The sequence below is a fragment of the Acidimicrobiia bacterium genome (assembly GCA_041393965.1).
In the GTDB taxonomy this organism is placed as follows: domain Bacteria; phylum Actinomycetota; class Acidimicrobiia; order Spongiisociales; family UBA5794; genus UBA5794.
Window position 1 is genome coordinate 402,114 of sequence record JAWKJB010000002.1, and the last position, 13,927, is coordinate 416,040.

Here is a 13,927-nt window from a genome sequence, read left to right on the forward strand (position 1 = left end):
CTCCGATGACATGATCTACGACAGGCGGTTGACACGGGGTCTGAAGGTCGGGTCGGTTCCGGTGGGTGCCGGCGCCCCGATCTCGGTGCAATCGATGACCACGACGAAGACCCACGATGTCGACGGCACGCTTGCCCAGATCTATGCACTTGCCGGTGCAGGCGCCGACATCGCACGGGTCACCTGCAACACCGTTGAAGCGGCTGAGGGGCTCGCAGAGATCATGCCGAGATCACCGGTGCCGATCGTCGCCGACATCCACTACCAGTATCGTCTCGCGCTCGCCGCAGTCGAAGCCGGGGTGTCGGCGCTCCGACTCAATCCCGGCAACATCCGGAAGGAACAGCACATCAAGGCGGTTGCCCGAGCAGCGCTCGATGCGGGGATTCCCATCAGGATCGGCGTGAATGCCGGATCCCTCGACAAGGACCTGCTGGCCAAGCACGGCGGACCGGTGCCTGCGGCCCTCGTTGAATCGGCCCTCATCGAGGCGAAGTACCTCAACGATGTCGAGTTCCACGACATCAAGATCTCGGTGAAGCACTCCAATGTGCCGGCCATGATCGAGTCGTACCGGCTCCTCGCCGACACGGTCGACTACCCATTGCACCTCGGCGTCACCGAGGCGGGGCCGCCGCCGAGCGGTCTCATCAAGTCGGTCGCTGGGATCGCGACGCTCCTTTCGGAAGGCATCGGAGACACGATCCGGTTCTCGCTTACCGCCGACCCGGTCGAGGAGGCGAAGTCCGGTCGGGCACTGCTCGAGTACCTCGGACTTCGGGAGCGCTCATCGCTGGATCTCATCGCGTGTCCATCGTGCGGCAGGGCCGAAGTCGATGTCATCGCCGTGGCCTCTGAGGCAAACGAGCGTCTCGAAGCAATGAACCTACCAATCCAGGTCGCGGTGATGGGGTGCGTCGTCAACGGCCCCGGTGAGGCCCGTGAGGCCGATCTCGGACTCGCCGCCGGACGCGGCCGCGGGCACCTGTTCATCAAGGGCGAGGTGGTTCGCGTCGTGCCAGAAGAGGACATGGTTGAAGCGCTGATCACCGAAGCGGAGTTGCTCGCCGAGCAGGGTGCCGAGGCCAGGATCGCCGCCGCCGATGTGACGGCGGCGGATCTCGCCAACGAGACCCGCCTCGAGCTGCTGTCGATCCAAGGAGACGCCAACCGGGTCGCCGAACGACGCAAAGCCGTCCAGCGGGTCGCTGAGCGGGACGGGTAGGGTTCTCAAGATGCGGTGGTCCAAGGCTTTCATTCCCACACTGCGCGACGATCCGACCGATGCCGAGGCCGTGAGCCACCGGCTGCTGGTGCGGGCTGGCTACATGCGCCAGCTGATGGCAGGTGTGTACTCGATGCTTCCGCTCGGCCAGCGCGTGCGGGCGAAGGTCATGGACATCATCCGCGAGGAGATCGATCGCATCGGCGGTCAGGAATTCATGCTCCCCCAACTCCATCCGAGGGAGATCTGGGACCGTACGGGACGCTCCGCCACCATGGCCGACATCATGATGACCTTCACGGACAACAAGGGTGCCGAGGTGGTGCTCGGTCCCACCCATGAGGAGATCTTCGCAACGGTATCGTCCGAACTGACATCGTACAAGCAGCTCCCACAGCTGTGGTACCACATCCAGACGAAGTTCCGCGACGAGGCGCGTCCCAAATCGGGCCTGCTGCGGGTCAGAGAGTTCACGATGAAGGACTCGTACAGCTTCGACCTTGACTTCGATGGTCTCGATGTGCAGTTCACGCGACATCACGACGCCTACACACGGATCTTCGAGCGGCTGGGAATGCAAGCGGTTGCCGTGCGGGCGTCGTCGGGAGCGATGGGCGGCAAGGAATCGGTCGAATTCATGGTCGAGAGCGATGTTGGTGAGGACGAGGTCGCCCATTGCGCAAACTGCGGTTATGCCGCCAACCTCGAGAAGGCGACAGCACGAATCGGTGATATCGCGGATGCCGACGGGCCTTTCGAGGTCGAGAAGTTCCCGACCCCTGGTGTCCGCACGATTGCCGATCTCGAGCGGTTCGACGGCGGGGCTTCGGCCGACCGACAGATCAAGACGCTCGTTCAGGTTCTCGATGGTGAGCTCATCCTCGTCCTTCTGCGTGGCGATCACGGTCTCCAAGAGCAGAAGCTGATGGACATCACGCGCACGACTCAGGCGAGGTCCGCCCGACCGGACGAAATCAGGGAGCTGCTCGGAGCGGATGCGGGAAGCCTTGGAGCAGTTGGTGTCGAGGCGGTGCGAATCCTCGCCGATGAAGGGCTCAGGGGTCGGCGCGCGATGACAACAGGAGCGAACATCGATGATTGGCATCTCAGGGGTGTCGACATCGAGCGTGACATCAAGGTCACGGAATGGGTGGATGTGCGTGAGGTCGTCGACGGTGAGGCATGCCCTTCATGCGGGTCGGCCCTCCGAGTGTTCAACGCGATCGAGGTCGGGCACATCTTCAAGCTCGGGACCTTCTATGCCGAACCGCTCGGTGTGACCGTGCTCGACAAGGACGGTACAACCGTTCCGATCGTGATGGGTTCGTACGGGATCGGCGTGGAACGCAACATGGCCGCTTCCGTTGAGGCCAACCACGATGAGCGTGGCATCATCTGGCCAATCGAGATCGCGCCCTATCACCTCGTGATCACCGTCGTCAGGCCCGACGCGGCGGCTTCAGCTGAGACGAGCACCCGCATCTACGAGGAACTGATCGATGCCGGAGTCGAGGTGCTCCTCGACGACCGGGACGAACGGCCGGGCGTCAAGTTCAACGATGCCGAGCTCATCGGTGTCCCATACCGGATCACCGTCGGACCCAAGGGACTCGAGCGAGGCGTTGTCGAGCTCGTCGAACGACGGGCGGGTTCGGTGTCCGAGATCCCGGTCGATGAGATCGTCGACCATGTGGCCAGCCTCGTGCGTGGCGGGAGGTCGGGACTTCGAGACAGCTCCTGAGCCAGCGCCGCTGTGCACCGCGCGCGTTATACTGAAGGGACGAACCGAGATCTCTGCCGAGGTGGGCCGTGGCCCGCCTCTTTGTTTGAGCAGAGTTCTCTTTGGCGTGCAAGGAGCACGATGAGCAGCGTGCAGGACCGGCTGTGGGGCATGATTGAGCCCCATGTGACCGCCGTTGGTGTGGAGCTCGACGATCTCGAGGTCCTCAACGGTGGTCGGATCGTGCGCGTCACCGTCGATTCGCCCGACGGGGTCGGCGTCGATCAGATCGCCGAGCTGTCCCGGGGGATCAGTCGCACACTCGACGCCGAGGATCCCATTCAAGGGGCGTACACGCTCGAGGTGTCTTCGCCCGGTCTCGAGCGCAAGCTCCGTATCAAACGGCACTACGACAAGTCGATCGGCCGGACCGTCAAGGTGAAGACCTTTGCAGAAATCGACGGCACCAAGGTCCATACGGGGCGGCTCCATACGGCTGGTGAGACATCGTTTGTCATCGACATCGATGGCACCGACCGCGAGGTCTCGTATGCCGATGTTTCGTCAGCACGAACCGTGTTCGTTTGGGAGAAGCCCGGCCAGAAGACTTCGCACGCGTAGGAGACAACGATGGACTACAACCTGATGGATGCGCTCGATCTCCTCGAGCGGGAAAAGGGCGTACCTCGCGACACCATCTTGGAGGCGCTTGCGAATGCGCTTGTCTCGGCGTACAAGCGCACACCGGGAGCCGCAGAGGAGGCCCGCGTCACGATCGACGCCGACACCGGCGAGATCAGTGTGTACGGCCAGGAGCTCGACGAGGAGGGGAATGTCGTCGACGAATGGGAGGACACTCCTGACGATTTCGGCCGCATCGCCGCACAAACGGCGAAGCAGGTGATCCTCCAGCGTCTTCGGGATGCCAAGAGCAAGCAGGTCTTCGATCTGTACGAAGGCCGCGAAGGCGACCTGATCACCGGCATCGTCCAGCAGTCCGACCACCGCTACGCAATCCTCGATCTCGGGGATGCCGAGGCCATCCTCCCCGGTTCGGAAAAGATCCCATTCGAGCGTCTCGAGCGAGGCAACCGCGTCAAGGCGCTGATCCTCGAAGTACGAGAGGAGGGGAAGGGGGCGCCCATCGTCGTGACCCGGAGCCACCCCGACTTCATCCGTGCCCTCTTCGAGCTTGAGGTTCCTGAACTTGTGGATGGGGACATCGAGATCAAAGTCATCGCACGAGAAGCGGGACACCGAACCAAGATCGCCGTCATGTCCCATGATCCGAATGTCGATCCGGTCGGTGCCTGTGTCGGCGCGCGCGGGTCCCGTGTCAGGCAGGTCGTCACGGAGCTGAAAGGCGAGAAGGTTGACATCGTCGAATGGGATGAGAACACCACAGCGTTCATCGCAGAAGCCCTCAGCCCCGCGCGCGTCCTCGAGGTCAGGCTGGAGGAACCCGATGAGCCACTCGAGGAGGGTGAGGCGCCGACAGCGACCGTCATCGTCCCGGATCATCAGCTGTCGCTTGCCATCGGCAAGGAAGGCCAGAACGCCAGACTCGCTGCCCGCCTGAGCGGCTATCGGATCGACATTCGCTCCGAGTCCCAGGACCTCGGGCTCGATGTTCAAGAGGACGAAGATGTCGAGCTCGCGGTCGCCGCGGGTGACGCACCAAAGGACGCGGCGGAGTCCCACGAGCAGGAGCCACACGACGCGACGGAGTCCCACGACCAAGAAGACGGTGGGGAGTCCGAGGACCAAGAGACCGAAGGCGAAGCAGATGCATCTGGAGAGGGGGCGGAATAGCCGTGGGCAAACAGCGTGTCTACGAGCTGGCCCGAGAACTCGGGGAGGAGTCCAAAGAGGTGCTTGCGCGCGCCGTCGAACTCGGTATCGAGGTGAAGACCGCATCGTCGGGCCTCGACGAGGACGCAGCCGAGTTGGTTCGCCTCTCGTTTGTCGATGACGCCGCCGACACCGTCGAATCCCCTGAAGAAGCCGCCGATGAAGCTTCCGACGGCGAACAGCCGGAGGTGGAGGCGCCCCGAGCCGAAGCATCGGTGGAGCCGACCGAGCCGAGCGACGACGAGCCCGAAGACCGAGTGCTGCTCGTCGAACCCGGCATCACGGTCCACGAGCTTGCCCGCATGGTCAAGATCCGAACCGCCGAAATCGTCAAGACCCTCATGTTCATGGGCGAGATGGTTCCAGGGGGAGGCGAGATTCCCGTGCAGGCGATCGAGCCGCTCGGGAGGGAACTCGGGTGGGAGATCCTCGTCGCGGAGTCCGATGAGGACGATGAGCCGCATGTAAGGGAACGGCACCTCATCGAATACGAGGACGATCCCGGCAGTCTCGTGGCGCGGCCGCCGGTTGTCACGGTGATGGGCCATGTCGACCACGGAAAGACCCAACTTCTCGACACGATTCGCAACACGAATGTCATCGCCGATGAAGCCGGCCGCATCACCCAGCACATCGGCGCCTACCAGGTTCAATCGGCTGGAATGCCGATCACCTTCATCGACACGCCTGGGCATGAGGCCTTCACCGCATTGCGGGCAAGGGGCGCCGATGTCACCGACATCGCCGTGATCGTTGTGGCAGCCGATGATTCGGTGATGCCGCAAACCGTCGAAGCACTCGATCACGCGAAGGCGGCGGGAGTCCCGATCATCATCGCGATCAACAAGATGGATCTCGAGACCGCCGACCCGCATGCGGTCCGGGCAGCGCTGACCCAACACGAGATCGTGGTGGAAGAGCTCGGAGGCGAGACACCGGCCGTCGAACTCTCCGCTTTGACCGGCCAAGGAGTCGACGATCTGCTTGAGATGATCTCCCTTGTTGCCGAGGTCGAGGAACTGACAGCGAACCCCAAGGCTCGCGCGATCGGGACGGTGATCGAGGCACAGCTCGAGATCGGCCGCGGCCCGGTTGCCACGGTGATCGTCCAGCGCGGAACCCTCAAGAAAGGGGACGCGATCGTCGCAGGCCCGACTTCGGGTCGGGTGCGGGCGATGTTCGACGGCTCAGGCGAGGAACTCACCGCGGCAGGACCTTCAACGCCCGTCCTTGTGATGGGGTGGGACGATGTGCCGACCGCCGGAGACATGTTCGAGGTGACAAAGAACGAACGCACTGCCCGGAAGCTCGCCCAAGCCAAGGTGGATGAACTTCGATCCAAGGAGCTCGTCGTTCCTTCGGCGACCGACCGGCTCGGCATGCTCATCGAGCAGCTGAGAACCCAGGATCACTCCGAGTTGCGAGTCATCGTCAAAGCGGACACCCATGGTTCGCTCGAAGCGATCAAGGAGACTGTCAGCAAGATCAGCCGCGAAGACGGGTATGTCACCATCGTCCACGGTGCCGTCGGGGGGGTCACCACCAACGATGTGTCCCTTGCCGAGGCATCCGGAGGAATCATCTACGGGTTCAATGCCCGCCCGGACGCCCAGGCACGAGCGGCAGCGAAAGAGGCAGGCATCGACATTCGGACCTTTTCGATCATCTACGAGCTGCTCGATGATGTCGAGTCGCTTCTCGTGGGAGAACTTGCGCCAGACGAAGTCGAGACCTTCCTCGGCGTCGCGGAAGTGCGTCAGGTGTTCCGGGCACCCCGTCTCGGCCTCGTCGCCGGTTCCTATGTCACGGAGGGGTCGATCAACCGCAACGCAAGAGCACGCCTCGTGCGTGACGGCGTCGTTGTGTACGACGGACGAATCGTTTCGCTTCGCCGGTTCAAGGACGATGTCCAGACGGTCGCTGCCGGGTACGAGTGCGGAATCGGGCTTGCCAACTTCCGCGACATCAAAGAAGGCGACACCATCGAGTCGTACGAGATCAAGGAAGTCGCACGAACCTGAGGTCACATGGCTCGAGCACGAAGCCAGCGCATGCGAAAGGTGAACGAGCTCGTACGCGAGATCGTGGCCGACAGCGTCAAGGATCTCAAGGATCCCCGAGTCGGTTTCTTGACCATCACCGGCATCGAGACGAGCCCCGACCTCCACCACGCAGTGGTGTTCTACTCCGTCCTTGGTTCCGACGAGGAGAAGACGGCAACGGCCGCTGCACTGGCATCAGCACGATCGAGAATCCAGCGTGCCGTCGGCACCCAGTCGAGCTTGCGATTCACGCCGAAGCTGGAGTTTCGAGTCGATCCCGCGATTGACGAAGGTCTCAAGATCGCGGAGTTGCTCCGTCGACTCGAGTCCGACAATCCACTCCCAGACGATGATGCCGATTCCCGTGACTGATCAACACGGGTTCGATGCCGTTGTCGCCGCGCTCAAAGACGCAGAATCGATCGGTGTCGTTGGGCATGTCGGTCCCGACGGGGATGCGCTCGGATCGATGATCGCACTTGCTCTCGGCGCCAGGAATGCAGGCAAGGCGGCTGTTGCGTCATTCGATGAGCCATTCGTGGTGCCCACTGAAATGGCTTACCTCGACACCTCGGTCCTTGTGCGTCCATCCCGATTCCCGTCGGACCTCGATCTCGCCGTCGTCGTCGACACCTCGACGCGTGGGAGGGTCGGGGCGCTCGCACCGCCCATGGAGGCCGCGAAGTCCCTCGCGATCATCGATCATCACATCTCCGACGGCGCATGGGGCGATATCGTGTTGATCGACCCGTCAGCGGCCGCGACGGCCGAACTCGTCTTCGAGGTACTCGACGCGCTCAAGTGGCCCGTCACCGAGCCTATGGCGACGGCGTTGTACACCGGACTCGTCACGGACACCGGACGGTTCCAATACTCGGCGACGACACCGCGCACGCACCACATCGCAGCCTCGCTGCTCGGTGCGGGCGTATCGCCGGACGCGATCGGCCAACGCCTCTTCGAGGAACAGCCGTTCGGCTTCTACACCGTCGCCTCCCGAGTCCTCGGCCGGGCGGTGCTCGACGCCGACCGTGCCTTCGTGTGGTCGGTCATGCGTCAAGAGGATCTCGATGCCGCCGATCTCGCCTATCACGAGGTGGATGCGCTGATCGATCTCGTTCGTCTCGCACGCGGTACCGAGGTCGCCTGCCTCCTGAAGGAAGCCAAGCCCGGAGTCCACAAGGGGAGCCTGCGTTCCCGCGGCATTGTCGATGTGGCAGCGATCGCGTCGGCGTTCGGTGGTGGTGGCCATCACAATGCCGCTGGTTTCACGACAAGCGAGAACCCCGAGCGGATCATTGAAGAGATCACCAGACTGCTGCCCTCATGACCCGAGGACCAGGGTTCCTCCTCGTCGACAAGCAAGCCGGCTGGACTTCCCACGATGTCGTGGCGAAGGTACGAACGGTCGTTGACGGGAAGGTCGGCCATGCGGGCACCCTCGACCCCATGGCGACCGGTCTCCTCGTTCTCGGAATCCGCGGGGCGACGAAGCTGCTTCGTTTCGTGCAGGGTGCCAGCAAGGAATACCTCGCGACGGTGCAGCTCGGCGTTGCGACTGACTCCCTCGATGCGGATGGCGCGATCCTGTCGCGCGAACCCATGCCGGTCACCCAAGCCGAGGTGGAACGAGTCATGCACCGGTTCCGAGGGGAGATCATGCAGATACCACCGATGGTCTCTGCAAGGAAGGTCGAAGGGCGTCGACTCCACGAGATGGCTCGGCGAGGCATGGTCGTCGAACGCGAAGCCCGACCGGTAACGATCCACCGGCTCGACCTCATCGATTTCATGCCATCGGATTATCCCGAGTTTGTCATGTCGGTCGTGTGCTCGACGGGAACCTACATTCGCACGCTCGGCGACGACATCGCGAGGGCGCTCGGAGGGCGCGCCCACCTATCGGCGCTGCGCCGGGTGCGCAACGGTGATCTGCATGTCGACGATGCAGTTCGGGTGGACATCATCGTCGAGACCGCAACGGCGGGATCCATCGACTCGATCGTCGTTCCCCCGTCGATGGCCCTCCGCCATATGCCGTCACTGACCGCCGACCCACAAACCGCGCTCCGAGTTCGTAACGGCGCCCCGATCGCCGCGGCCGACGCTCCCGATGTGCCCGACGGCGCATTCGTGCGGATGCTCGATGGCGATGATCGACTCGTTGCTGTGTACCGTCGTGACCAACAACAGCTCAAACCCGAGGTGGTCCTGTCATGAAGCTGTTCGAGGGGAACCCCTCGACCTGGAACACCGACCGTACGGCGTATGCCGTTGCGATCGGCGTCTTCGACGGCGTTCATCGTGGCCATCTGGCCGTGTTCTCTGCACTGCGCGCCTCGGCCGTCGGGTTACCGGTCTGTGCACTCACATTCGGTTCGCACCCCCACGCTGTCATCACCGGCGGTGAGGCACCACCGCTGCTCACGACGCTTGGTCGTCGGTTGAAGCTGCTCGAATCGACAGGGCTCGATGCGGTCGCTGTCATCGATTTCGACGATGAGATCCGTCACCTTGCTCCGCGGTCCTTCGCCGAGATCTTCTTGGCAGATGCGCTCGACGCACAGGTCGTCGCCGTTGGACATGGGTTCCGTTTCGGCTTCCGCGCTGAAGGGACCGTCGACGATCTGCGGGTCTTCGGTCGGGACCTCGGCTTCGATGTGGTCGAAACCGACATTGTTGACCTCCACGGAACCGAGGTCCGTTCATCGTCGATTCGTGCTGCCATCAGTTCGGGGAGCGTCGAGCTCGCGGCCCGCATGCTCGGAAGGCCGTTCACGATCGAAGGCGCGGTCGTCGTCGGTGACGACCGTGGGAAATCCCTCGGGTTCCCCACGGCAAACATCGCCCTTCCCGATGGTGTCGTTCGGCCAGCCGGGGGAGTGTACGCGGTGCGGTGCGTCGTCGACGGGTCGCCCCTCAACGGTGTGTGCAATGTGGGGACCCGCCCAACCTTCGGAGGTACCACCGAAACGATCGAGGTGCACCTGTACGACGCCGAGATCGATCTGTACGGCAAGACCGTCCTCGTCGAGTTCATCGACCGGATCCGCAACGAGCAGCGCTTCACAACCGTCGACGCCCTCGTGTCACAGATCGAAGCGGACATCGACATCGCGAAGTCGGTTCTCGAACCGCGGGTGAACACGCAAGGGTTGTAACTCGGCCCCGAATGATGCATCGTGGGGGCACCGCGCTTCCCCGTGACAGGAAGCACCATGATCGGGCCTCTGCTGCTCTCGGGGATCCTCGCCGTCGCCCCTCCGAACACCGACGGGATGGCACCGGGCGATGGTATCGGCCTCGCGCCGAACCCCACCGTCCGCTCACATCAGTCGGTACCGGTCGGTGTGCCACGACCTTGGCATCCGATGATCCCCGTTTCGACCACTGGCGTCGTGCTCGCAGCAGCCGGGGCGGTGACCATGTATCGACGCCGCAGAACCGATCCGCTGGTTGTCGTTGTCCATGGGGATGGCGGATCGGTCGACGACTTCTCCTTCCTCATCGAGGCGATGGAGATTGATCCCAGCCGGGTCGTCGCGTTCGACTACTCCACGGTCGACGGCGGTCCGAGTTCCGCGGCGTCGTCCCATCATGTCCGAACTGACGCTGCTGCGGCCGAACTCGATGGCCTCTTGCGCGGTCTCGCCGAGGACAATGCCAACATCTACAGCATCCACCATTCGCGCGGTGGCGCCGTCGGGGCGGAGATGATCGCAGCGATCGATGCCGGTGAGAGGCCACGCATCGACGGATACCGCGGTGCGGCACTGCTCGATCCCGCCATTGCATCCGGCGGTGCAGGTGTGTTGCAATCGGTAGGGGCGCGGTGGGCCTTCGGGTTTCTTCCCGACGACGGGGACTTCTCGCCAACCCGGTGCGACGCTGCCGGATGTCGAGATGTTCGTGACCATCTCGGGGATCATGCGGGGGTCGAGGTGCTCGTGATCAGGAATCGGGATGCGGTCGTGACGAACTTCCCCGACCAACCAGATGGCTTGCGGGTGCTCGATCTTGATGATGGTCGGGGCAGCGCGTGGCTGTATCCCCTGTTGAGCCCCCTGTTGTTCGTGTGGCGGGTTCAGCAGGCACATCGATCGGTGCTCGTGAGTGATGCGGTCGCGGCATGTGTCCGCGCCGAAATCGATCATCCCGGCTCGTGTGAAGAGCTCGGGGACGACTGAGACGGTCTCGAACGACAAACGGCATGGATGGAATAGGGGCGGAGGCTGCTAACATCCCGTGTGGGCAATCGCCCGATTCCTTCCCTCGCAGGAAAGTGCCTCGTGAACGACACGAAGACGGTTGTAAACGAATACGGAACGCACCCCACTGACACCGGTTCGCCGGAGGTCCAGGTGGCATTGTTGACCGAGCGTATCAATCACCTGACCGGACACCTGAAGGCCCACCCCAAGGACCATCACAGCCGGCGGGGCCTCCTGATGATGGTCGGGAAGCGCAGGCGACTGCTTCGGTACCTCCAGGAACAAGATGTGGAGCGCTACCGGAACCTGATCGCAGCCCTGGGTCTGCGTCGCTAGCCAATCCAGGTACGGCTCACGCCGTGTCTGTTTGGGAGCGAAAGCACCGGAGGAGCGGTTTCAGTTGACAGTGGTGGGCGTTCGGGTCACCTCCGAGCACCGACCACTGCCAATTGGGCGCTTCTCCCCAACAGAAGGAGAAACGCGTGGCAGAGACCACCGTTCGCGGGCGCCTTGGCGAGATCGAGATCTCGTTGAGCGCAGGAAAGCTCGCACAACTTGCCGACGGCGCCGTTGTGGTGCGCGTCGGAGACACCGAGGTCCTCGTGACCGCAACCGGAAGCCGACGACTGCGTGAGGGCGTCGACTTCTTCCCCCTCACCGTCGATGTCGAGGAGCGCACCTACGCCGTGGGTCGGATTCCCGGTTCGTTCTTCCGTCGGGAGGGGCGTGCAACGGAGAAGGCGACCCTCACCGCTCGCCTCATCGATAGACCCCTGCGCCCGAACTTCAAAGACGGGTTCCGTCACGACACCCATGTCGTTGCCACCGTCCTCGCAGCCGATCTCGACAACCCCCATGACATCCTCGCGCTCAACGGCGCGTCGGCGGCCCTCACGGTCAGTCCGATTCCGTTCGAGGGCCCGATCGGTGCCGTGCGTCTCGCGCTCATCGACGGATCGTGGGTTCCGTTCCCGACCTACACCCAGGGCGAGGAGGCCGTGTTCGAGATCGTCGTTGCCGGAAAGCGCAATGCCGAGGGTTCGATCGACATCGCCATGGTCGAGGCCGGAGCCTCAGAGAACGGCTATCGCATGGTTCAAGATGGTGCCAAGGGTTCGGATGAGGCCACGGTCGCGGCCGGGCTCGAGGAATCCAAGGAGTACATCGCGGCGATGATCGATCTCCAGCTCGAACTGGCCGAGCAACTCGGCGATCCCGAGCCGGTCGCTTGGACCTTTCTTTCGGACTACTCCGATGACCTCTACGCGCAGGTTGAGGGTCTCGCGAAGGGGAGGCTCGAAGCTCTCGGGTCGATCGTGGCCAAACACGAGCGCCAGGATGCCGAGAGTGCCGTGCGCGACGAAGTGCTCGAGGCACTCGGAATCATCGACGGCGAACACGATGACTCCAAGGCTGCAAAGGCCGCCTTTTCGAAGGTGCAGAAGGAGGTCATGCGGTCGAGGGTCGTTGCGGACCGTGTGCGTATCGACGGGAGGGCGACGCACGAAATCAGACCCCTTGCCGCCGAGATCGATGTGATCCCCAATGTGCACGGCTCGGCCCTCTTCCAACGAGGCGAGACACAGGTGGTCAATGTGACCACACTCGGCATGTTGAAGATGGAGCAGATGCTTGACACGATTTCCCCGGAGGAATCCAAGCGCTACATGCACCACTACAACATGCCACCGTTCGCGACGGGGGAAGCGGGGTTCATGCGTGGCCCGAAGCGCCGTGAGATCGGGCATGGAGCACTCGCCGAGAAGGCGTTGCTGCCCGTCATTCCGCCAGCCGAGGACTTCCCCTATGCCTACCGGCTGGTGTCGGAGGTGCTGATGTCGAACGGTTCGTCCTCGATGGCGTCGGTGTGCGGATCGTCGCTTTCCCTGATGGCTGCCGGCGTTCCCATCCATGCTCCCGTTGCAGGTATCGCCATGGGGCTGATCCATCAGAACGGCGAGTTTGTCACCCTCACGGACATTCTCGGGGTCGAGGATCACCTTGGCGATATGGACTTCAAGGTCGCAGGCACCGCCGAGATGATCACGGCGCTCCAGCTCGACACCAAGATCGAGGGTCTTCCGGCTGATGTGCTCATCGCGGCGATGAACCAGGCCCGCGACGCGCGATTGTCGATCCTCGAAACCATGAACGCGTGTATCGCTGAGCCGAGATCCGAACTGGCCGAAAAGGCTCCGAAGATCGAGGCGGTCATGATTCCCAAGGACAAGATCGGTGAAGTCATCGGGCCCAAGGGGAAGACTATCCGCGAACTCGAGGAGGAGACCGGCGCATCGATTGACATCGACGACGATGGCACGATCCGCGTTGGCGCTCCTGACACCACCTCACTCAATCTCGCGAAGGAGAGAATCCTCGCGATCGGGTTCCCACCCGAGGCGAAGGTTGGCGAGATCTACGACGGGGAGGTGGTGAATGTGACGAAGTTCGGTGCATTCGTCAACATCCTTCCGGGGCGTGACGGCCTGTTGCACATCTCCAAGATCGGAGGCAACAAGCGGATCGACAAGGTCGAAGATGTGCTCAACCTCGGAGACGCCGTGAAGGTGATCGTGCGCGAGATCGACGATCGTGGAAAGGTCAGCCTCGACATGGCCGACGGTGCAGCCGCCAGCGACGGTGACAACACGCACGACGAACCGAAGGACGACAGTGGCGACGGACGCAGGGGCGACCGCGGCGACCGCAACCGTCATCGTGACGGGAAGCGGAACCGCGATCGGGCGGACAAACCCGGGCGCAAGGTCGTCTCATTCGAAGACGAGTTCGATCGAACCAATTAGTACCAATCCGAATCCGGGAGGGCCGACCCGCGCGGGTCGGCCCTCCCGGATTGTTGACTTCTCTTGTCTGCAAT

At 63.1% G+C, this 13,927-nt stretch carries 12 protein-coding genes; all 12 read left to right on the forward strand.

Annotation, left to right across the window (positions count from 1 at the left end; translation table 11 throughout):
* The first annotated feature begins 10 nt into the window (after nucleotides 1-10).
* The 12 genes from ispG to R2823_06795 all read left to right on the forward strand — a co-directional run bounded on the left by ispG (nucleotide 11) and on the right by R2823_06795 (nucleotide 13,853).
* Complete coding sequence (gene ispG / locus R2823_06740) at nucleotides 11-1,225, forward strand: flavodoxin-dependent (E)-4-hydroxy-3-methylbut-2-enyl-diphosphate synthase (protein MEZ5175886.1); 1,215 nt, start codon at nucleotides 11-13, stop codon at nucleotides 1,223-1,225.
* Between the two features lie 10 nt (nucleotides 1,226-1,235).
* Nucleotides 1,236-2,966, forward strand: coding sequence for a proline--tRNA ligase (locus R2823_06745; protein ID MEZ5175887.1), 1,731 nt, complete (start codon nucleotides 1,236-1,238; stop codon nucleotides 2,964-2,966).
* Nucleotides 2,967-3,086: 120 nt separating this feature from the next.
* Nucleotides 3,087-3,566: a ribosome maturation factor RimP gene (rimP, locus tag R2823_06750; GenBank protein ID MEZ5175888.1), complete on the forward strand. Its 480-nt coding sequence runs from the start codon at nucleotides 3,087-3,089 to the stop codon at nucleotides 3,564-3,566.
* A gap of 9 nt (nucleotides 3,567-3,575) precedes the next feature.
* Nucleotides 3,576-4,757, forward strand: a complete 1,182-nt coding sequence (gene nusA / locus R2823_06755; protein ID MEZ5175889.1) for a transcription termination factor NusA — start codon at nucleotides 3,576-3,578, stop codon at nucleotides 4,755-4,757.
* Nucleotides 4,758-4,759: 2 nt separating this feature from the next.
* Nucleotides 4,760-6,817, forward strand: coding sequence for a translation initiation factor IF-2 (infB, locus tag R2823_06760; GenBank protein MEZ5175890.1), 2,058 nt, complete (start codon nucleotides 4,760-4,762; stop codon nucleotides 6,815-6,817).
* Between the two features lie 6 nt (nucleotides 6,818-6,823).
* Complete coding sequence (gene rbfA, locus R2823_06765; GenBank protein MEZ5175891.1) at nucleotides 6,824-7,210, forward strand: 30S ribosome-binding factor RbfA; 387 nt, start codon at nucleotides 6,824-6,826, stop codon at nucleotides 7,208-7,210.
* Nucleotides 7,203-8,168 carry a bifunctional oligoribonuclease/PAP phosphatase NrnA gene (locus tag R2823_06770; GenBank protein ID MEZ5175892.1) on the forward strand — a complete coding sequence of 322 codons (966 nt, stop codon included), beginning with the start codon at nucleotides 7,203-7,205 and terminating at the stop codon, nucleotides 8,166-8,168. Before rbfA ends, R2823_06770 begins: the two co-directional genes overlap by 8 nt.
* A complete protein-coding gene (gene truB / locus R2823_06775; protein ID MEZ5175893.1) occupies nucleotides 8,165-9,058 on the forward strand; it encodes a tRNA pseudouridine(55) synthase TruB in 894 nt (297 codons plus the stop codon). Before R2823_06770 ends, truB begins: the two co-directional genes overlap by 4 nt.
* The gene (locus R2823_06780; protein MEZ5175894.1) at nucleotides 9,055-9,999 is read left to right on the forward strand and encodes a bifunctional riboflavin kinase/FAD synthetase; all 945 of its coding nucleotides are present in this window, start codon (nucleotides 9,055-9,057) and stop codon (nucleotides 9,997-9,999) included. Before truB ends, R2823_06780 begins: the two co-directional genes overlap by 4 nt.
* Before the next feature lie 57 nt (nucleotides 10,000-10,056).
* Complete coding sequence (locus R2823_06785) at nucleotides 10,057-11,025, forward strand: hypothetical protein (protein ID MEZ5175895.1); 969 nt, start codon at nucleotides 10,057-10,059, stop codon at nucleotides 11,023-11,025.
* A gap of 102 nt (nucleotides 11,026-11,127) precedes the next feature.
* Nucleotides 11,128-11,385: a 30S ribosomal protein S15 gene (rpsO, locus tag R2823_06790; protein ID MEZ5175896.1), complete on the forward strand. Its 258-nt coding sequence runs from the start codon at nucleotides 11,128-11,130 to the stop codon at nucleotides 11,383-11,385.
* Between the two features lie 146 nt (nucleotides 11,386-11,531).
* Nucleotides 11,532-13,853 carry a polyribonucleotide nucleotidyltransferase gene (locus R2823_06795; GenBank protein MEZ5175897.1) on the forward strand — a complete coding sequence of 774 codons (2,322 nt, stop codon included), beginning with the start codon at nucleotides 11,532-11,534 and terminating at the stop codon, nucleotides 13,851-13,853.
* Nucleotides 13,854-13,927: the final 74 nt, after the last annotated feature.

What these genes read in the sequence shown, in the direction of transcription:
- R2823_06785 (MEZ5175895.1), top strand. Translation starts at nt 10,057, where the DNA reads ATGATCGGGCCTCTGCTGCTCTCGGGGATCCTCGCCGTCGCCCCTCCG.
- rimP (MEZ5175888.1), top strand. Translation starts at nt 3,087, where the DNA reads ATGAGCAGCGTGCAGGACCGGCTGTGGGGCATGATTGAGCCCCATGTG.
- truB (MEZ5175893.1), top strand. Translation starts at nt 8,165, where the DNA reads ATGACCCGAGGACCAGGGTTCCTCCTCGTCGACAAGCAAGCCGGCTGG.
- rbfA (MEZ5175891.1), top strand. Translation starts at nt 6,824, where the DNA reads ATGGCTCGAGCACGAAGCCAGCGCATGCGAAAGGTGAACGAGCTCGTA.
- R2823_06780 (MEZ5175894.1), top strand. Translation starts at nt 9,055, where the DNA reads ATGAAGCTGTTCGAGGGGAACCCCTCGACCTGGAACACCGACCGTACG.
- ispG (MEZ5175886.1), top strand. Translation starts at nt 11, where the DNA reads ATGATCTACGACAGGCGGTTGACACGGGGTCTGAAGGTCGGGTCGGTT.
- R2823_06745 (MEZ5175887.1), top strand. Translation starts at nt 1,236, where the DNA reads ATGCGGTGGTCCAAGGCTTTCATTCCCACACTGCGCGACGATCCGACC.
- nusA (MEZ5175889.1), top strand. Translation starts at nt 3,576, where the DNA reads ATGGACTACAACCTGATGGATGCGCTCGATCTCCTCGAGCGGGAAAAG.